Annotated in this window: 14 protein-coding genes; 7 read left to right on the top strand and 7 right to left on the bottom strand. The window is 69.1% G+C overall.

What is annotated here, in order from left to right; all coding sequences use genetic code 11:
• Window positions 1–308: 308 nt before the first annotated feature.
• Genes AC2CHE_RS09920 through AC2CHE_RS09905 form a run of 4 tightly spaced genes read left to right on the top strand, consistent with a single transcriptional unit; the run spans window position 309 to window position 5,196 of the window.
• Window positions 309–2,816, top strand: a complete 2,508-nt coding sequence (locus AC2CHE_RS09920) for a putative bifunctional diguanylate cyclase/phosphodiesterase (protein ID WP_484504666.1) — start codon at window positions 309–311, stop codon at window positions 2,814–2,816.
• A 13-nt stretch (window positions 2,817–2,829) separates the two neighbouring features.
• A complete protein-coding gene (locus AC2CHE_RS09915; RefSeq protein ID WP_484504604.1) occupies window positions 2,830–4,158 on the top strand; it encodes a glycosyltransferase 87 family protein in 1,329 nt (442 codons plus the stop codon).
• Window positions 4,155–4,787 (top strand): phosphoribosyltransferase, encoded by a 633-nt coding sequence (locus tag AC2CHE_RS09910; RefSeq protein WP_484504603.1) that lies wholly within the window; start codon window positions 4,155–4,157, stop codon window positions 4,785–4,787. The genes AC2CHE_RS09915 and AC2CHE_RS09910 overlap by 4 nt, the downstream gene beginning before the upstream one ends.
• A gap of 22 nt (window positions 4,788–4,809) precedes the next feature.
• Entirely contained in the window at window positions 4,810–5,196 is a 387-nt protein-coding gene (locus AC2CHE_RS09905) for a TFIIB-type zinc ribbon-containing protein (RefSeq protein ID WP_484504602.1), read from the top strand.
• Window positions 5,197–5,375: 179 nt separating this feature from the next.
• Here AC2CHE_RS09905 and AC2CHE_RS09900 read toward each other — a convergent pair whose 3' ends face one another.
• Window positions 5,376–8,033 (bottom strand): replicative DNA helicase, encoded by a 2,658-nt coding sequence (locus AC2CHE_RS09900; protein WP_484504601.1) that lies wholly within the window; start codon window positions 8,031–8,033, stop codon window positions 5,376–5,378.
• A 377-nt stretch (window positions 8,034–8,410) separates the two neighbouring features.
• Here AC2CHE_RS09900 and AC2CHE_RS09895 point away from each other — a divergent pair, with 377 nt between their 5' ends.
• Window positions 8,411–10,072 (top strand): hypothetical protein, encoded by a 1,662-nt coding sequence (locus AC2CHE_RS09895; protein WP_484504600.1) that lies wholly within the window; start codon window positions 8,411–8,413, stop codon window positions 10,070–10,072.
• Window positions 10,073–10,149: 77 nt separating this feature from the next.
• On the opposite strand, the gene rplI is transcribed toward AC2CHE_RS09895, so the two are convergent.
• The 4 genes from rplI to rpsF all read right to left on the bottom strand — a co-directional run bounded on the left by rplI (window position 10,150) and on the right by rpsF (window position 11,790).
• Window positions 10,150–10,596, bottom strand: a complete 447-nt coding sequence (rplI, locus tag AC2CHE_RS09890; RefSeq protein WP_484504599.1) for a 50S ribosomal protein L9 — start codon at window positions 10,594–10,596, stop codon at window positions 10,150–10,152.
• Window positions 10,597–10,609: 13 nt separating this feature from the next.
• Entirely contained in the window at window positions 10,610–10,849 is a 240-nt protein-coding gene (gene rpsR, locus AC2CHE_RS09885; RefSeq protein ID WP_484504598.1) for a 30S ribosomal protein S18, read from the bottom strand.
• 41 nt (window positions 10,850–10,890) lie between these two features.
• Window positions 10,891–11,400, bottom strand: coding sequence for a single-stranded DNA-binding protein (locus AC2CHE_RS09880; RefSeq protein ID WP_164448791.1), 510 nt, complete (start codon window positions 11,398–11,400; stop codon window positions 10,891–10,893).
• A gap of 99 nt (window positions 11,401–11,499) precedes the next feature.
• A complete protein-coding gene (rpsF, locus tag AC2CHE_RS09875; RefSeq protein ID WP_484504597.1) occupies window positions 11,500–11,790 on the bottom strand; it encodes a 30S ribosomal protein S6 in 291 nt (96 codons plus the stop codon).
• Window positions 11,791–12,300: 510 nt separating this feature from the next.
• Here rpsF and AC2CHE_RS09870 point away from each other — a divergent pair.
• Complete coding sequence (locus AC2CHE_RS09870) at window positions 12,301–13,092, top strand: deoxyribonuclease IV (RefSeq protein WP_484504596.1); 792 nt, start codon at window positions 12,301–12,303, stop codon at window positions 13,090–13,092.
• Window positions 13,089–15,137 carry a hypothetical protein gene (locus tag AC2CHE_RS09865; protein WP_484504595.1) on the top strand — a complete coding sequence of 683 codons (2,049 nt, stop codon included), beginning with the start codon at window positions 13,089–13,091 and terminating at the stop codon, window positions 15,135–15,137. Before AC2CHE_RS09870 ends, AC2CHE_RS09865 begins: the two co-directional genes overlap by 4 nt.
• A 20-nt stretch (window positions 15,138–15,157) precedes the next feature.
• Here AC2CHE_RS09865 and AC2CHE_RS09860 read toward each other — a convergent pair whose 3' ends face one another.
• Entirely contained in the window at window positions 15,158–16,687 is a 1,530-nt protein-coding gene (locus AC2CHE_RS09860; protein WP_484504594.1) for a glycosyltransferase family 87 protein, read from the bottom strand.
• 295 nt (window positions 16,688–16,982) lie between these two features.
• Window positions 16,983–19,328 (bottom strand): transglycosylase domain-containing protein (locus AC2CHE_RS09855; protein WP_484504593.1); only part of this gene is annotated, 2,346 nt, incomplete at its 5' end.

Below are 19,328 nucleotides of genomic sequence, written 5' to 3'. Positions count from 1 at the left end.
GGCGGCAGCAGACGAGCCGCTCGATACTCCACGATCGATGCGCTCCGCACAACCCATATGGACGGAACGTCATGAATAACGGCATCCTCGGCTAATGTTGCGTAATGTCACATTTATCCTGGGTCGCGCAGCCTGTCCCGACTTAACCTCACTTTCGCCATCGAGCGGAGCCTCTATCGATGAGCTGGGGCGTCGAAGATTGAGGAGGTCGGCATGCGCGGCAACGATTGGGGCTGATCAATAACTGAGTCGCCCACTGCCGACGGTAAGCTTGCCGTCACGGTAGCGCGATCAGCAGGAGAGGCATGATCCGTTCCTCGACCCGAGACGACGAGACCGACAGCCGGCTCACGCTGCTAGTCGGTCTCGTCGTCGTGGCAGCAGCGGCAGCCGTTCTCGCCTCTACCATGATCGCGTCGAAGTCGCCGCTGATCACTCCCCTCAACGAGCTGTCCGCCCTGGCGATGTTGGTCTTCGTCAGCACTGTTGGCACCCTCGCCCGTACGCCCGTCCGGATCGGGTCGACAGCCCATCGGATTAGCTGGAATGAGACCGCACTGGTCATCGCCCTGGCCCTCGCACCAACGGCGTGGGTGGTGTTGTGCACCGCAGCCGGTGTGGCACTGGCCTCTCTACGGCTGCCGCCGATCAAGCTCGCCTTCGGCGTAGGCAAGAACGTCCTGATGGCCGTCGGCGCCGGCGCCGCCCTTCAAGCCGCCGGCTGGGAGGGCCTCAGCGGCGACCCGTGGCAGCTGATCCCTCCGCTCGCAGCGGCCTACCTCGTCGCCGCTCTGCTCGACGAGGCGCTGGCGATGCCGGTGATTGCCCTGGCCTCGGGAACCCCCATCTCCCAGCACTTCCGCAACAACCTCGATCTCAGGATCGCGGGCTATCTCGTACGCTTCTGCGTCGCCATCGGCAGCCTGCTCATCCTCGAAGCGGACCCGAGGTTACTGCTCGCCGTGCCGCCTCTCGTGCTCAGCCTGCACCTGGCATACGCCGGCCGGATCAGACAGCGCACCGAGCAGCAGGTGTGGCAGCGGCTCGCGCAGACCACCGACGCGCTCAACGTGGTCGAGTTGGACGAAGTCCTCACCACCGCGGTCACCCGGGCCGCGGAACTCTTCTCCGCCGATGAGGTGGAGGTCGAGCTGCGCGACGCCGACCGGGTGATACGCGGTTGTGCCGACGGCATCACATACGACGGTCCGGCAGCCGAGCCCACCACCGTCCAGGGCGCGGTGGTCCCGGCCCGCCTGGAAGGGCACGACAAGACGGTCGACGTGGGCATGCTGCGGCTGCGATTCCGTGGACCCGTGAAACTCTCCGAGCGGGAGCACTACACCCTCCACACCTTCGCCTCGGCGCTGTGCACCGCCATCCGCAACGCCCAGGCGTACGCCGAACTCGCCCGGGTGGCCCAGGCCCACGCGCACGACGCGACGCACGACGCGCTCACTGGCCTGCCCAACCGGCGTCACCTGCTCGACGCGGGCAACGACCAACTGGACCAACGGCACGCCGGCGGGGTGACCGCCCTGGTGCTGATCGACCTGAACCACTTCAAAGAGGTCAACGACACCCTCGGCCACACCGCCGGGGACCAGATGCTGGCCGCCGTCGCCGAACGGCTGCGCGCTGCCGCCCACGCCGAGGACCTGGTCGCCCGGCTCGGCGGCGACGAATTCGCCGTACTCCTGCGCGCCCTGCCCGCGCCCGCGGTCGCCGCACACCACGCCGAAACGTTGCTGGCCACGCTGCACGAACCCTTCGAACTCGACGGCATGCGGCTCAACGTCGAGGCCAGCGGCGGTATCGCCGCCGCTCCCGCCACCGGCGGGATGGTCGAACTGCTGCGCCGCGCGGACGTCGCCATGTACCAGGCCAAGCGGGCTGGGCAGCGGCTGGCCAGCTACGCGTCCGCCCGGGACACCGCCGACCTGGGTCGCCTCACGCTCGACGGAGACCTGACCCGGGCCGTGGCCGACCACGAGTTCACCGTCAAGTTCCAGCCGATCGTCGAACTCGGCAGCGGTGAGGTCATCGCCGCCGAGGCGCTGGCCCGATGGCGTCACCCCACCCACGGCATGATCGAGCCGCTGCGCTTCCTGGAGACCGTCGAGCGGTCGGGCCTGCTCCCGGCCTTCGCCGACGCCATCCTCGACCAGGCCCTGATCGCCGCCGGCACCTGGCGGGACGCCGGATTCGACGTACCCGTGGCGGTGAATGTATCCCCCCGCAGCCTGCTCGACGTCCGGTTCTCCGGTTCCGTGCTGGCCCGCCTGCGCGCCCACGACCTGCCACCCGACCGGCTGATCCTGGAACTCACCGAGACTCTCACCCTCAGTCAGCTCGACGTCGTCGACCGGGTACTCACCCGACTGCGCGACGCCGGCGTCCGGCTGGCCCTGGACGACTTCGGCACCGGCTACTCCTCACTCTCGCTGCTCTCCCGGATCCCGGTGCATCAACTGAAGATCGGCCGAAGCTTCGTCACCGGCATGGAATCCTCCACCCAGGCCGCCGCGATCATCCGCTCCACCCTCGATCTCGGTCGCAGCCTCGACCTCTCCGTGGTGGCCGAGGGCGTGGAGCGGGAGGCGCAGCGACGCACCCTCTGGGAACTGGGCTGCACCGCCGGCCAGGGTCATCTCTTCGCCCGCCCACTGCCCGCCGGCACACTGCTCGCCGCACTCCAGCGCGGCACCGGCGACCGGCCCGGCAGCCTGGCGGTCGCCCTGCACGACACCGGCGCGGTGGTCCGGCTACCGCAGGGACGCCGACAGGGCGGCCGGGGCCGCCACCAGCCGGCCTGACAGACTTGCCCGGGTGAGCACCACCACCCCGACCAGCCGCCGTCCCGGGTGGTGGCACCAGACCGACACGACCGCCGGAGGTCTCGCTCTCGACGTCGGCCTCTACACCGTCTCCGCCGCCTTCGCCGCAGTCACCGCGGCCACCTCCACCCTCCTGCCGCACCGTGCCTGGGGCGGCATCGCCGCACTCGGCTACCTCGGCGCGGCGATCGTCGCGCTCGGTCAGCTCCTGCTGCGGCGACACCGGCCCGGCTCGGCGCTGGCCGGACTGCCCGCACGCTGGCTGGTCACCCTTCTCACCTGGATCGCCGTCGCCCTGCTACCGCTGCTCTGGCAGAGCGTGCAGCGCGCGGCCGGGCGCACCGACCGGGCACAGGAAGAGGTGCTCGTGGTCGAGGAGTCCGGGCGGCGGCTGGTGGAGACCGGCACGCCCTACCTGGGACCGGACGCCATCGCCGCGCTGCCGCCCGGCGAACAACTGCTCGGCTACACGCCGTATCAACCCGCAATGGCCCTGTTCGGGCTGCCCCGCGCGGCCACCGACGCGTGGTGGAGCGACGCCCGGGTCTGGTTCGCGATCGGCACCGCCCTAGCTCTCCTTCTCGCCGTCCGCGTCCTGCGCCGACCGGAGGGTGTGGGCGCACCAGCAGCCGGGCACGACGCAGCCGTGCTGCGCGGGGTACAGGCCGCCACAGTCCTGCCGATCTGCGCGCTGACCCTCGCCACCGGCGGCGACGACCTACCCGTACTCGCGCTCTGCCTGCTGGGCCTCGCGCTCGCCGCCACCGCCAGACCCGGCTGGGCCGGCGTCGCCGTCGGGCTCGCCGGTGCGCTCAAACTCTTCGCCTGGCCGGTCGCCGCCGTCCTGATCATCTGGGGCGTCTGCCGGCGAGCCGGCCTGCGGGTCGCCGCCGGCGCGCTCGGCCTACCCGCCGCCGCACTACTGCCCACCCTGCTGGTGGACCGGGACGCCCTGGTGGAGAACGTGCTGCGGTTTCCCCTCGGGCACGGCCTGGTCTCCAGCCCGGCGCAATCCCCGTTTCCCGGCTATCTGGTCGCGAACGCGCTGCCGGCGGGCCGGGCCGTGGCGGCGGCGCTGCTGGTCGCCGCCGCAGCGGCAGTCGCCGTCCGGCTCGTCCGCCGCCCGCCCCGCACCGCCCGCACCGCAGCGCTCGTCTGCGGGTACGGATTGCTCGTCGCGATCCTGCTGATGCCCAGCACCCGGTTCGGCTACCTGCTCTATCCGGTGGCGTTCCTCGTCTGGGCATCCGCACTCGACGTTCCCGGGATCCGGCAACCGGCGAGCGAAGACGGCTCGTACGGCGTAGACCTGAGGGCATGACCACCTACCGCGACCGCAGCGAGGCGGGCCGGATGCTCGCCGACCGACTCACCGCCCTGATCGGCGAACCGGACGTCGTCGTGCTGGGCCTGGTACGCGGCGGCGTGCCGGTCGCCCAGGTAGTCGCCGAACGCCTCGACGCACCACTGGACGTACTGGTGGTACGCAAGCTCGGCACGCCGTGGGCCCCCGAGGTCGCCTTCGGCGCGCTCGGTCCGGCCGGCGTACGCGTGGTCAACGACGTGGTGGCCGGGCAACTGAGCCCCGATGACATGACCGACGTGCAGCGCCGGGAGCAGGCGGAGCTGGATCGGCGCGAACGGCTCTACCGGGCCGGCCGACCTCCGCTGGATCTGACCGGGCGCATCGCCGTCATCGTCGACGACGGCCTGGCGACCGGCGCTACCGCCCGGGCCGCCGTGCAGGTGGCCCGGCACCTCGGCGCCCGTCGGGTGGTGGTCGCCGTGCCGGTCGGCGCCCAGCAGGCGTACGAGATGCTCGCCGCCGAGGCCGACCAGGTCATCTGTGCTCAGCGGCCGGATGCCTTCACCGCCGTCGGGGCGTATTACGACGATTTCCACGAGGTGTCCGACGTCGAGGTGACGGAGGCGCTGACCGCTACCGCGTGAGTCGACCAGGTACCGTCGGGCGATGAGCCTGACCTGTCCCAAGTGTCACGGAGAAATGCGTCAGTACGAGCGCAGCGGCGTGGTCATCGACCAGTGCGGCGAGTGCCGGGGGATCTTCCTCGACCGCGGTGAGTTGGAGAAGCTGTTCGAGGCGGAGGCCAACTGGAGCGCGCAGCAAGCGCCCCCCGCCCCGCAGCACGCCCAGCACGCGCCGCAGCCGGGCGGCTACCAGCCCCCGCCTCCGCCGCCTGCGCCACACCAGCCGGGCTACGGTGCCGTCCCACCGCCTCCGCCACCGCAGCACGGCTACCCGGCCCCCGCCTACGGCCACAGCCAGCAGCACTACGGCTACCACGGGCACTACCGCCGGAAGAAGCGCAAGAGCTTCCTCGACGACATGTTCGGCTGAGCAGCACGACCCTGGGTGACCGGGCCGCCCGACGGCCCGGTCCTCCATCCCCGCACCACCGTTCGCGTCCAGCGACCACGACTACCTGCTCAAGGCCACCGGTCGGCTGCCGCTCACCGGACCGGGGCGAGGCGATCTCGGTGCATTGGCCGCCCGGTTCCCGGTACTCGGCTGAGCGGTCAGACGATCGCCATGTCCACGAAGCGCGACAGGTGCAGCTGAGCGGCGACGGTCACCGTGTCGGTCGGGCCATTCCGGTGCTTGGCGACGATGAAGTCCGCCTCCCCGGCCCGCGGCGACTCCTTGTCGTAGTAGTCGTCACGATGTAGAAGTATGACAACGTCCGCATCCTGCTCGATGGAGTTGTGCGTGGCGATCCCGTTGGCGACGAAGTTGTGCGTACCGAGCACGGTGGCATCGAAGACGTCACGGTCACCGATGGACACGATGGACACGATTTCATCCCAGAAGATGTCATTCGTGGCGTGCAGATCGAGGTCGGCGGCGTCGAGAGTCCGGGCGATACTCGCCAGCCGGGAACGGCTCGGTGCATGCTTCCAGAGCGTGCTTCCGCAGTACTGGGTACCGATCGCACCGGCAAACTCGCGGTGGCTCATGGCGTTGTCCACGAGGATCTCGCGAACGCGTTCCCAGACCTCACGCGGAACCGTGTCGACGTTGGTGTTGCTGCTTGTCAACGTTAGGGCTGCGAGTAGTGCTTCGCACTTGGCCGACCGCTCACCGTGCACTCCGATCTCGCGCAAGAAGCGCAACTGGTCGTCACGTCCGGAGATGTCGAGCGTGTACTGGGTGCGGTATCGCGCTGCCGGCACGGTTTTCAACCGAGCGGTGATGCCGTATCGGAGCAGCAACCGGGAGATGTCCTCCACCAGTCGCCGGCTGGTGGACGAGTAGTAGACGCGCCCGCCACGCCCGGACTTGTTCACATGCACGGACCCGTCGGTCGCCCAGATGTGTCGTAGGAACAGGGTGAGCTGGCCCTTGGGCAGGCCGAACATCGTCGGTGGCACAAACTTCTCGTGTGATCTGAGGCCGAAGAGCCCGAAGCCGTCCAGCCACTCGGCGATGGGATTCCGCCGTCGTCGAGCAAGCCGGTATGGGGCCGGGAGCCGCAGAGTGGTGACCCGGGCAGCCGGGTAGTCGTCCCGGACTGCGGTGACACCGAAATGCCTGGCTGCTTCCGATACCGCCTGCAGGTTCGCCTCATCGACGCTGGCGTAGCGAATGGGCTGACGCCGTACGAACGATCCGTCGCCCAACAGGTGAGCCATGAGCACCACCTCGGCCTCCGGCAGTGCTCGGACGTCCAAGGGCGCCGGTACATGGCGGGGCGTCGCCAGACGTGTCCCCGGGTTCAACTCGCCGAGTGGGATCCAGCCAGCAAAGGTGAGGAACGGGTGATTTGCCGTCGCATCGATCTGCTTCCCCGACGCCAACGTCATCCGGAACACCTCGCGACGACCGCTCGGGAAGACGTGCGTCATTGCGCGCGGTGCGTAACGCAGACTCTCGTCCAACGCCCAGACCGGGATGTCCCGCGCGTCCTCGGCCAGAAGTTGACCAAGAGTGACCTCGGAGTTGTCGTCCGCTCGAATGACTCTCGTATCCGAGGTCAGGCACCCACTTTCCCGCAAATCAGACAACTGTGGGCGCTTGTCGGTGCGCTGTTCCGGGCCACGGTTCAGCTGGCTGACCGCGATGACCGGACACTCGACCTCCTTGGCCAGCAGCTTCAGGCCACGCGACAGGTCCGCGACCTCCTGCTGCCGGCTCTCGGTACGCTTCGGCGAGGTCATCAGCTGGAGATAGTCGACCACGATCAACTTGAGGTCATGCCGCTGCTTGAGCCGACGGGCCTTCGCCCTGATCTCCATCAGGTTCATGCTGGGCGTGTCATCGACGAACAGCGGGGCCTCGCTGATCTCACCCATGCAGCGGGCCAGCTTGGTCCAGTCGTCGTCGGACAGTTGCCCGCTCCGCAGCACGTGCAGTGGCACTCGGGCCTCGGCCGAGAGCAGCCGCATGACGATCTCGACCTTGCTCATTTCCAGCGAGAAGATCGCCGATGCCTGATTTGCCCGAATAGCTGCGTTTCTGGCGAAGTCCATACTGGCAGTGGATTTTCCCAAGCCAGGTCGGCCCGCCACGATGATCAACTGCCCGCCGTGCAGCCCATTGAGCAGACGGTCCAGGTCGGTGAAGCCGGTCGGCACACCGGTCATCACGCCGCCCTGGGCACCGACCGCCTCGATCTCGTCAAGCGTTGGTTGCAGCATGTCGGCCAGGACCGCGAAGTCCTCGCTGACCCGTCGTTCCGTGACGTCGTAGACGGCCTGCTGGGCCAGGTCGACAATGTCGTCCACGTCCCGGCTACCACCGTTAGCGGTGCCGTAGCCGAGTTGGACGATCCGGGTGCCGGCCTCGACCAGACGCCGGAGTACCGCGCGTTCGCTGACGATGCGCGCGTAGTAGGCGGCGTTCGCCGCGGTCGGCACGCTCGCGATCAATGTGTGCAGGTACGGGGCACCGCCCACACGGGCCAGATCGCCGGAGTCGGCCAGTGCCGCCGCGACGGTGATGGCGTCGGCCGGCTCGCCCCTGCCGTAGATCTCCAGGATGGTGTCGAAGATGGTGGCGTGCACCGGCCGGTAGAAATCGTTGGTCTTGAGGATCTCTACGACGTCGGCGATCGCGTCCTTGGAGAGCAGCATGCCGCCCAGGACGCACTGCTCCGCGGCGACATCCTGCGGGGGCGTCTTGTCGAACTGACCGTCGCGCGGCCCGTCGCCGGTGACCGACACCGGCCCCCCCTCCACTGCGTCGGATCGGTTCCAGGCTCAACCGCCCAGGTGCGACAACGTCGACCGGCCGCTTCGATCGGGGGCCATCGGATCAGCAGGTCGGTGGCAACCATACGGACTCCGAGGTCAGCCGCTCAACCGTGGCGGTGGACGAGCCTCGGGACAACCTGTGGACTCAGGTGGACAACCATGTGCGTAGCGTGTGCACAGGGTGTGGATAAGGGATGGGGAATTCTCGCCGGAACGCCGGTGACCTGCGGAAACTTCTTCCCCAGCCTGTGGAGGAAATTTCCGGGTAGGGCTTTGTCCTGAACCTCCCGTAAGATCGGTGCCCTACGGCTACACCTGCACAGCGGATTGCACTTTCGGTTGAGAAGGGTCACGCTCCGGCCGTGAGTTACCGGGACTGGGCACGCGGGGAGGACGGTCCGCGCGAGCGGCGACCGACCGCTTCGTGGGCCGAGCCCGTCGAGGATTCACGGGCCGACCGTTACGACTCGGCAGCCGAGCGCTACCGCACCCCGAGCCGTCGGCGGGCGATCGAGCGTGGCCAGGAGGAGCCGGCCGAGCCGTATCTGCCGCGCTGGGCGCTGGAGTCGGGAGTCAGCAGCGTCGACGGTGGCGGTCGGCATGCCGCGCCGGACGACGATGACGATGACGACCGGCCGCACTACGGCGATGGCGGTTGGCGTGCGTCGGGGGCTTCCCGGGCCAGTCGGAGCCAGCGCTCCGCTGAGGCTGATTGGCGTGATCCGCCGCCCCGCGCCATCGCCTCGTCGCCAGCGGTGGTGCCGCAATCCGACCACACCCGTGAGTGGACCTTCGACACCTCACAGGAGGAGGGGTACGTCGGCAGCCGCCGGGCCGAGGAGGACGATCCGGTCTCGGGTGTGGCTCCGCAGAGCCGGCCCCGCCGCGCACAGTCCCGCCGACGCCAGGTGACCTGGTCCGACCTGGAGGACGAGGGCCAGCAGACCTCCGACTCGGAGCCGGCCGTCGACCCGACGCCCCGACGTCGACGGCGGGCGGTCGAGCCGGCGCCCGGTCCGGCAGTGGACCCCTGGGAACGGACTGCGGAACCCCGGGAGCGAACGGCGGAGCCTGCACCGCCCCGGCCTGCGGTGGATCCGTGGGACGCCTCCGGTCTGCACGCCTGGGAGCAGCCCAGCGGTCTGGATCGTCGTGCCGATTCCGGCCCAATCGATCCCTGGGATGCCGACAGCACGAGCCAGTGGCTTCAGTCGTCGGCGTCGGAGCAGTGGCTGGAGCCGGACAGCACGGCCCAGTGGGACCGCGATCCCGAGCTTGATCGACGAGGACGGCAGCAGGACCGCAACAGGTGGGAGGACTACTCCGAGCCGGACCGTGATCGTACGGAGCGTCCCCGGTCGGATGCCGCACCCGGTGCGCAGCAGTGGTCGTGGAGCAGCCGACCCGAGCCGGAACCGCCGCAGGAGACCTTCTGGCCGGGTACCAGGTTGGCCGGTGACGATCCGCGTTGGGTGGGCGCCTCCGCTTCGGCTTCGGCACCCCGGTCGCCGGTGGTGGGCTACACCGCACCGCGTCCCCGCCCGGTGCCACGGCAGCCTACCGCTGCGGTCCCGCAGGCTCGGCCGGTCGGTATGGCGGCGGTACGACGCCGCATCGAGTCGGTGGGCAACGCCAGTTGGAACCGCCGGCTGGAAGACGACCTGCTTGATCCCGATCCGGGCGGCCCCTGGCTGCCCCTGCTCTACACCGCGGCCTGTTACCTCCTGCCGGCGGTCGTGGTCTTCGTCTGGCTGCTGACCCTGGACGGGGCGCCGCCGGCGGGCTGTGTGACCGACATCAGTGGCGGTGGCTGCGAGTCATCCCGGGCGCGGGCGTTCGGGGCGATGGTGGGCGGGCTGCCGCGCTTCGGCCTGGCCCTGGCCAGCAGCCTGGCGATCGCGACACTGCTGCGTCGGGTGGGTACGACCTGGCGTCCGACCACTGTGGCGTTCGCCGCGGCCGTGGTGGGTGGTGGTCTCTCGACGGTGATGATCAGCGCGGTGACCGGCCAACCCATCGGATGATCGGGTACTGCACGAACAACGACGCAGGGCCCGCACCGGTGCACGGTGCGGGCCCTGCGTCGGTTGCCGGCCGGGACTCAGCCCTGCACGACGTTGAGGTTGAACGTGGCGGTCACCTCGGGGTGCAGCTTGATCCGCACCGGGTGCGACCCGATCGACTTGATGTGGCCGGAAACCTCCAGCCGCCGCCGGTCGAGAGCCGGACCACCGGCCGCCTTGACGGCGTCGACGATCTCGGCCGGGGTGATCGAGCCGAAGAGCCGACCGCCCTCACCGGCACGGGCCTTCAGGGTCACCTTGAGCGCCTCGAGCTGCGCCTTCACCTCGTTGGCGTGATCCAGGTCGCGGATCTCACGGGCCGAGCGGGCCCGCTTGATGAGGGTGACCTGCTTCTCCGCGCCCTTGGTCCAGGCGATCGCGAAGCCCTGCGGGAGCAGGTAGTTACGGCCGTAGCCGTTCTTGACCTCCACGATGTCGCCCGGGGCACCGAGCCCGGACACCTCCTGAGTCAGGATGATCTTCATGTCGGTGCCTCTCTCAGCGGGCCGTCGCGGTGTACGGCAGGAGCGCCATCTCACGGGCGTTCTTGACCGCACGGGCGACCTGCCGCTGCTGCTGCGAGGTGACGCCGGTCACCCGCCGAGCGCGGATCTTGCCGCGATCGGAGATGAACTTGCGCAGCAGCGCGGTGTCCTTGTAGTCGATGTACGTGATCCCGTCCTTGTCGAGCGGGTTCACCTTCTTCTTCGGCTTGCGCAGTGCCGCAGCCTTCGCCATTGCTCTTGCTCCTGGTTTACGATCACGGGCGCTCGGCGCCATTAGAAAGGAGGCTCCTCGTCGAAGTTGCCGCCACCCGAACGTGCGGGGGCCGGTGCGGCCGAAGCCCAGGGATCGTCGAAGTTGCCTCCGCCGCCCTGGCCACCACCGCCACCACTGCCGAAGCCGCCGCCACCGCCGCCGGACCGGGACATCTTCTGCACCTTCGCCGTGGCGTAGCGCAGTGACGGGCCGATCTCGTCGACCTCCAGCTCGATGACGGTGCGCTTCTCACCCTCGCGGGTCTCGTAGGACCGCTGACGCAATCGGCCCGAGACGATGACGCGGGCACCGCGCTGAAGCGACTCCGCGACGTGCTCGGCGGCCTGCCGCCAGACGGTGCACGAAAGGAACAGCGGCTCGCCGTCCTTCCACTCACCGGATGCCTTGTCCATGAACCGGGGCGTCGAGGCGACCCGGAACTTGGCGACCGCGGCACCGGAGGGGGTGAACCGCAACTCGGGGTCATCGGTCAGGTTGCCGATGACCGTGATGGTGGTGTCTCCTGCCATGACCAACTCCTCGCGCGCTCATCCGTTCCGCCGTACAGGTTCTCAGAACCCTCCGACAGCGACGGTGAGGCTGTTCCGGATGGGGCCGGGGTGGGTTTGCTAGCGCATCTCCGGCCGGAGGACCTTCGTACGCAGCACGGACTCGTTGAGCCGCAACTGGCGGTCCAGCTCGGCCACCGCCTCCGGCGTCGCCTGGAGGTCGATGACGGCGTAGATGCCCTCGGCCTTCTTGTTGATCTCGTAGGCGAGGCGCCGGCGGCCCCACACATCGGTCTTCTCCACCGAGCCACCCGCGGTCCTGATCACGTTCAGGTACGTGTCGAGCGACGGGGCGACGGTGCGCTCCTCGAGGCTGGAATCGAGGATCACCATGATTTCGTAATGACGCAAGACGTGCTCACCTCCTGTGGGCTAGGCGGCCACGGTCCTTCCGTGGCAGGAGGTCGTGCGTCGTGGCCCGTTCCGGTATCGGGGGAACCCGACCGGGGACGGACAACCGGACCAGGATACCCGGCCCCGACGATCACCATCACCGAGGTGACGGGCACAGCGAACCGGGGGTCCGTACCGACGTCGCTGTCGGCACGGACCCCCGGCCACGGGGCCGCGGGGCGCCTGGTCCGCATTCCTTGGGTGGGACCTGGGGAGGAACGACCACACCGATGAGGTTGGACCGGAGACGCCCCGCGGAGCTTTATCACGTTGTTACCTGACGTTATCGTGGAAGCCGGTGCTTGATGGGGCAAATCCTAGAATTGCCGACATTTTTATCCCGGGTGCTGCTGTGTCGTCTTGACCGGATGATCCATTGGCATCAACGACTGCCAACGGTGTCGGGTGACGCGGCCAGGTACCGGGCGGTCGGCCCGCCCGTCGGTGGCGGGACGTAGGCTCGCCTGCATGCGTATCGGAGCCCACGTCGATCCGACCGACCCGCTGGCGGAGGCGACCGCCCGAGCAGCGGACGCCGTGCAGTTCTTCCTCTCCGACCCCCAGGGCTGGAAGTCGCCGCAGCCCCGCTCCGACGCGGCAGCGCTGACCGGTGCCGAAGTCGAGGTCTACGTGCACGCGCCGTACGTCATCAATGTCGCCACCGGCAACAACCGCATCCGGATCCCCAGCCGCAAGCTGCTGCTCGCGCACGCCAAAGCCGCCGCAGCGATCGGCGCCAAGGGCCTGGTGGTGCACGGTGGACACGTGAACGCCGGTGACGACCCGGCGACCGGGTTCGACAACTGGCGCAAGGCGCTGTCGTACGCGGCCGAGTCGGGTGGCTTCGGGCTTCCGGTGCTGATCGAGAACACCGCCGGTGGCGAGAACGCCTGCGCCCGCCGGCTCGATGCGCTCGCCCGGCTCTGGGACGCCGTCGGTGACCAGGAGGTCGGGTTCTGCCTGGACACCTGCCACGCCCATGCCGGTGGGGAGGAACTGCTCGGCCTGGTCGACCGAGTGAAGGCGATCACCGGTCGGATCGACCTGGTACACGCCAACAACTCGAAGGACGGGTTCGGGTCTGGGCGGGATCGCCACGACAACCTGTCGGGCGGGACGATCGACCCAGAGCTCCTGGTCGCGGTGATCCGCGCGGCGGACGCGCCGGTCATCGTGGAGACGCCCGGGGGCGTCGAGGGGCAGGGCAACGACATCGCGTTCCTGCGTCGGCAACTCGACGGGGAGACCGGAGCACGATGACCACGGACCAGTCCGCCGCCGGCGGCCGCAAGCCGACCTCGCGCGACGCCCGGGTCACCGGTGGTCCGGCGCCCAACGGCGCCGACCAGGACAAGGCCGCCACAGGGAAGGCCCCGACAGCCGGCAAGGCTGCCGAGGCTGGGGATAAGGACAACGACCGAAAGAAGGCGGGCGGCGACGGGGCCGGCGCGGGCGACAGCGGCAAGCCCGAGGACAATCCGGCAGCGGGTGGGAGCAAGCCCGACGGCACTCCGGCGGAGGGTGGGAGCAAGCCGGACCCGTGGGCCGCTTTCGGACCCGCACCCGAGCCGGTACCCAGCCGGTACGGGTGGCTGAGCCGGAGGGTCGGCCGGCTGTTGATCCACGAGTGGACGCTGGCCGCCGTCGCGTCGCTGGCGCTGGCCGTGCTGATGACCTGGCCGACACTGCGTTACCCGGCACACACGCTGCCGCAGGACTACTGGGACCCGAGCCTCCAGGCCTGGCAGATGGCCTGGTCCGGGCACATCCTGCTGACCGAACCGGCTCAACTCTGGCACGCCAACGCGTTCTTCCCGGAACGGTGGAGTTTCGCCTTCTCCGACACCCTGCTCGGGTATGCGCCGGCCGGCATGATCGGCAGCGGCCCCGAGGCCGCCCTCGTCCGCTACAACATCATGTTCGTGTTGGCGCACGCTCTCGCCGCCTTCGGCGCGTACGTGCTGGCCCGGCAGCTCGGCGCGAGCCGGACGGGCTCCGCGGTGGTCGGTGCCGCCTACACCTACGCGCCGTGGCTGCTGGCCCAGGCCGGCCACCTGCACGTGGTCTCCAACGGCGCCATTCCGCTGGCGCTGGCCATGCTGGCCCGGGGCCACGGCTGGTCGCTGCGGCACGGCTACCGGCCGGAGCGCCGGCACGAGGGCTGGGTGTACGCCGGCTGGCTGGTGGCCGCCTGGCAGCTCAGCCTCGGATTCGGTATCGGCCTGCCGTTCGCGTACGTCCTCGCCGGCACCGTACTGGTGGCCGCTGTCATCTGGTACGCGAAACGGATCTTCTGGCGGCTCAGGCGCCCCTTCGCTCGGCGGTTGTTCGTCGCCGACCTGATCGGCGGGCTGATCTTCGCCGGGGTGGGCGCCCTGATGGCCATCCCGTACTTCACCGTCGCCGAGCTGCACCCCAACGCGGAACGGACGATCGGCGACGTCGCCGTCTTCTCACCGCCCGCGACCGGTTTCGTCACCGCCCCGGCCGAGTCCCGCCTCTGGGGCGGGCTGCACGAAGGTGCCCGGTCGCTACTGCCGTGGCACCAGGAGATGACGCTGTTGCCCGGCTTCGTGCTGTACGCGCTGGCCCTCGGCGGGCTGTTCCTCTCCATCTGGAAGGTCCGCCAACGGCTCCTGCTGCTCGCCGGGGTGCTGGTCGCGATGGCCCTGTCGATGGGCACCGAACTGTTCGGCGGTCGCTTCACCTACGTACCGCTCTTCGACCATCTGCCCGGCTGGAGCGGCATCCGGACGCCGGGGCGGTTGATGTTGTGGGCCACGTTGCTGCTCGGGCTGCTCGCGGCGGGTGCGGTAAGCGCGTTCGCCGAGCGGGTCCGGGAGATCTACGCCGAGCGGATCCCCTCCTGGCCGAGCCCCTGGCTGCGCCTGGCGACCCTGGTGCCGCTGCTGCTGGTCATCGCCGAGGGCACCAACACCACACCCCATCCGGTGGCGCCGGCGCAGCCGGCAGCGATGCGTTCGGTCGACGGCCCGCTGCTCGTGCTGCCCAGCGGGCAGAACCACGACCAACCGGTGATGCTGTGGTCGACCACGCGATTCCAGGACATCGTCAACGGCGGCAGCGGTTTCACCCCACGTCAGCTCGACGACGTACGCCGGGTCACCATGACCTTCCCCGACCAGACCAGCGTCGACTATCTGCGCACGCTCGGCGTGCACAACGTCCTGGTGCTGCGCGGCAAGATCGCCGGCACCCCGTGGGAGGTGAGCGTCGACGCACCGGTCGACGGGCTGGGCATCACCCGCGAGGAGATAGACGACGTCGTCGTCTTCCGTCTCTGAACGTCGAGCGCGTCACCGGGTCAGGTGGTTGCGGCCACGGGCGTCGGCGTCGGCTCGGCTGCCCGGCGGCTTCGCCATCGGTCGAGCCAGGGGGCGTCGGGGGTGCCGTCGAGCAGGCCGCCGTCCGGGTCGTCGGCGTAGTTGCGGCGTACCGCGTCCTGCTCCGGGTACAGGATCTCGCGGACGACCAGGCCGACCAGGGCCACCACGGCGGCCAGGCGCAGGCTCGCGGCCAGCACGAAGACGCCCTCCGGGAAGACCGGAGTGCCGGTCGACGTGCCGAGCAACTGGCCGTAGAAGGCGATGAAGTAGCAGACCTCGGCGGCCTGCCAGACGAGGAACGCTCCCCACTTGGGCCGGGCGAGCACCACAAGCGGCAGCAGCCAGAGCACGAACTGCTGCGACCAGACCTTGCTGAAGATCAGGAAGGCGGCGACCACCAGGAAGGCGAGCTGGCCGAGTCGGGGACGTCGCGGTGCCAGCAACGCCAGCGCGCCGATGCCGAGACAGGCCAGCCCGAACAGGGCGTACGACAGATAGTTGAGCGTGGGGATGTGGGCGTCGAGCCACTGGAAGGGCCCGATGCTGGCGGGGTCGCCGAACTTCCCGTCCAGGTAGCGACCGATGTACCAGAACGTGCCCCAGTCGATCGGACGGGTGGTGTTCAGCTCGAAGAATCGGTCCCAGTTGTCCCGGTACGGAATCGCCGCCGGCAGGTTCACCAGCACCACCGTCGCCGCGGCCGTGCCGATGGACAGCAGCGCGGCCCGGATCCGGTTGGCACGTAACGCGAGCACCAGGATGGGTCCGAGGATGAACAGCGGCCACATCTTCGCCGCACCACCGAGCCCGAGCAGCACTCCCGAGAGCGCCACCAGCATCGTCCCCTTCGGTCCCGGCCCGGAGCGCGCCCAGGCCAGCAGGCCCAGCGCGGCGAGCCCGATGGCGAGGAAGTCCCAGTTGACGGTGGCGGTGAGCAGCAGCGCGGGGGCGAGCGCGAAGAGCGCGGCATCCCACGGCCGGCGACGGCGCAGCGCCAGGATCACCGCCACGGTGACCACCGCCAGCGCACCGAGCACGAGTGCGTTGAGGTTGTAGAACCACTGACCCTGGTTCATGTCGGGGTTGCCGTCGCCGGCCGCGTGGACCGGCAACCCGAGCGCCCCCATGAAGTACCCGGTCAGTACCGGATACTCGACCGGGTGGTCCCGGTAGGGCACCGCCCCCTCGTTGAGTCGCTCGGCGTAGTAGAGCGCCAGCACGTCGGTGTAGCAGAAGCGCGTGTACTGCTCGTTGTTCACCCACGCGCCGTCCTGACAGGGCGACTTCTGCACCCAGTGCAGGGCCAGCGTGAGACAGGTCAGCGCCAGGACGATCCGTACCGCCGTCCAGAACCGGTTCTCCGCGCCGACGGGCCGGTCACGGGCGACCGCGTGGTCACCGAGCGGACCGCCGATCAGCCCGGAAAGCCCCCGGACGAAGCCGTCGGAGCGGGACGGGTGATCGGGGGCACCCGATCCATCGATGCCTGGCGTCGACTTCGTGCTCATGACCGTGCATCCTGCCGTATCCGGGGACCGCGTTGAAGCCGAAACCGCCGCGAATCCCCGAGGCGCTGCCGCCGGTGAGGTACGCACGTCGGCCACCTGGGCACCGGCGACCGACGCTCAGCAATCGACCCTTGGCGATCGCGGTCTGCGGAATTTCGCAACGGCCGTATGGCCGCGCAGCTCTGCCGGATACGCAAGATCGTCTACGGGGGTGTCCGGTCGACCTCCGGAGATGCCGCCATACAGCGCCGCGGGCGGCCGGAAGATGTCCAGCCGCCCGCGGCGTCAGCGGGAGCTACTCCCGACTCGTCGTTCTGGGTGGTAGCAGGCCGCCGCCTCCACCGCCCGGCCCGCCCGGTCCCTGATCACGATCAGGTGGGGTGCCTGGATTGTTGCCGCCGTTGTTGCCGCCACCGAACTGGCAGAGAAGGTCGATCGGGTTGCACTGCTGCTGCTGGTTACCGCCACCCGGCGCAGGCGGTGGCGGTGGCGGGGGCGGGGCGGGCTTCTCGCCGTTGCCGGCGTCCTGATCGCCAACTCCGGTCACATCGGGCAGGTCGGACGGGTCGTAGCCCTTCAAGGCGTCGTCCATGTACCGCTTCCACAGTGCGGCGGGGATGTTGCCACCGCCGACGTTGACGCCATTTCGATCCACGATCGCCGGCTTGTCCTGGTCGCGGCTGCCGATCCACACTGCGGTGGCCACGTTCTCGTCGTAGCCGACCATCCAGGCGTGAGCGTTCTTGTCGGTTTTGCCGTGCTGCCAGGTGCCGGTCTTGCCCGCGGCCTGGCGGTTCACCAGGCTGGCATTGTTCTTGCCAGGAATCTCCTTGAGCACCGCGGTCACTTCGTCAGCGACCTCCGACCGGATCACCTGCTGCGGCTTGAGCTTCTCGCCGGTGCCGGTCACCTTGTCCCACTTGCCGGTGGCCTTGTTCTGCTTCTCCACCGTCCGGACGAAGTGCGCCTTGTTGTACTTGCCCTTGTTGGCGAGGGTTGCCAGGCCATTGGCGTGGTCCAGCACCGTGACCGGATACTGACCATAGCCAATTACCCGGTCGAACTTGCTCGGTGCGAGTTTCTCGGGCTTCTCCTTCGTCAGGTCGTAGACCTTCTGCTTGTCGTCCCACATGCTGCGGATGCCGGCGCGGCGGGCCATGTCGAGGACCTTGTCGGGGCCGATGTCCTCGGTCACGTGGAAGAACGGCACGTTGTACGACTGGACCGTCGACTCCTGGAGCGTGCACCGCTTGCCGCAGGTCTGTCGCACGTCCCGGCCCGCGTTCTGGATTTCGTCGTCGTACCCCTTGGGCTTGAACGGGGTCGCGTCCCAGCGCGACTTCACCGAGATGCCGGCGTCGATCGCCGCGGCCAGGGTGTAGACCTTGAACGACGAGCCCGGCGGGTGTCCGCCGACGATGTTGCCATTCTGATCCGTGTTGAGGCCGGCGTAGTCGAAGTCGGCGCCGCTGTCACCACCGTAGTAGGCGAGCACCCGGCCGGTTTTCGGGTCGATGGAGACCGCCGCCGCCATCAGGTTCTTCGGCTGCCCCTTGAGCACCGAGCCCTTGCGGTCCGGCTGGGCCGCCGCCTCCAGCGCCTTCTGCATCTTCGGGTCGATGGTGGTGGTGATCCGGTACCCACCCTCGCGCAGTTCGTCGACGCAGGTGGGCTTGTCCGGCTCACCGGACTCGGTGCAGATGCCCCACTCCTCCATCTCCTTGCGGACGTAGTTGATGACGTTGCCGCGCGGAGTGCCGACCCCGAAGCCGTTGTTCTTCTTCGGCTTCTCGACCTTCGGGTACTCGGTCGGCCGTTCCGGCTTGTCCGGCGCGCCGAGCCAGCCCTCCTCGACCATCCCGTTGATGACGTACTCCCACCGGGACTTCGCCTCGACCTCGTTGACATCCGGGTCGAAGCCCTGGTGGGTGGCGGTGGGCTCGGGCTGCTTGATCAACGCGGCGAGCACCGCTCCCTCCGCCACCGTCAGCTTCTTGGCGCTGGTGTTGAAGTACGTCTGGGCCGCCGCCTCGATGCCGAACGCACCACGACCGAAGTAGATCACGTTGAGGTAGTTCTCCATGATCTGGTCTTTGGTGTAGTTGTCGTTCAGCTTGGAGGCGAGGATCGCCTCCTTCACCTTCCGCGCGTAGCTGTCGTCCTGGAGGTTCTCGTAGGCGTTGCGGGCGTACTGCTGGGTGATGGTCGAGGCGCCCTGCTTGTCACCGCCGGAGAGGTTGTTCCATGCGGCCCGGGCGATGCCCTTGTAGTCGACGCCCGAGTGCCGGTAGAAGTTCCGGTCCTCGGCGGCGGCGACGGCGTCCCGCACGTACTCGGGGATTCTGTCGATGGTGACGAAGGTGCGGTTCTCGTTGCCGAGCCTGGCGACAAGCGTCTTGCCGTCCTTGGCGTAGACGGTGGTGGACAGCGGCAGCGGGATCTCCTTGGGCAGCACCACGTTCGTCGAGTAGTAGGTGAACCCGACCACGCCGATGCCGGCCAGCATGATGAACACCGCGAAGCCGGCGATCAGCATGTTCATCCGCTTGCGCTTGCGGGCGCGGGCCACCGCACCCGGGTCACGGCCACCGCGGCCGGGCCGGGTCGGTCCACCCGGCCCGCCGGGGCCACCCGGCCCGCC

The sequence above is a fragment of the Micromonospora sp. ATLC16 genome (assembly GCF_057196645.1).
This window is presented reverse-complemented; position numbering and strand designations above follow the sequence as displayed.

Bases quoted from the DNA above. Each gene is read 5' to 3' on its own strand.
- AC2CHE_RS09865 (WP_484504595.1), top strand. From the start codon at position 13,089: ATGACCACGGACCAGTCCGCCGCCGGCGGCCGCAAGCCGACCTCGCGC.
- rplI (WP_484504599.1), bottom strand. From the start codon at position 10,596: ATGAAGATCATCCTGACTCAGGAGGTGTCCGGGCTCGGTGCCCCGGGC.
- rpsR (WP_484504598.1), bottom strand. From the start codon at position 10,849: ATGGCGAAGGCTGCGGCACTGCGCAAGCCGAAGAAGAAGGTGAACCCG.
- AC2CHE_RS09905 (WP_484504602.1), top strand. From the start codon at position 4,810: ATGAGCCTGACCTGTCCCAAGTGTCACGGAGAAATGCGTCAGTACGAG.
- AC2CHE_RS09860 (WP_484504594.1), bottom strand. From the start codon at position 16,687: ATGAGCACGAAGTCGACGCCAGGCATCGATGGATCGGGTGCCCCCGAT.
- AC2CHE_RS09880 (WP_164448791.1), bottom strand. From the start codon at position 11,400: ATGGCAGGAGACACCACCATCACGGTCATCGGCAACCTGACCGATGAC.
- AC2CHE_RS09870 (WP_484504596.1), top strand. From the start codon at position 12,301: ATGCGTATCGGAGCCCACGTCGATCCGACCGACCCGCTGGCGGAGGCG.
- AC2CHE_RS09910 (WP_484504603.1), top strand. From the start codon at position 4,155: ATGACCACCTACCGCGACCGCAGCGAGGCGGGCCGGATGCTCGCCGAC.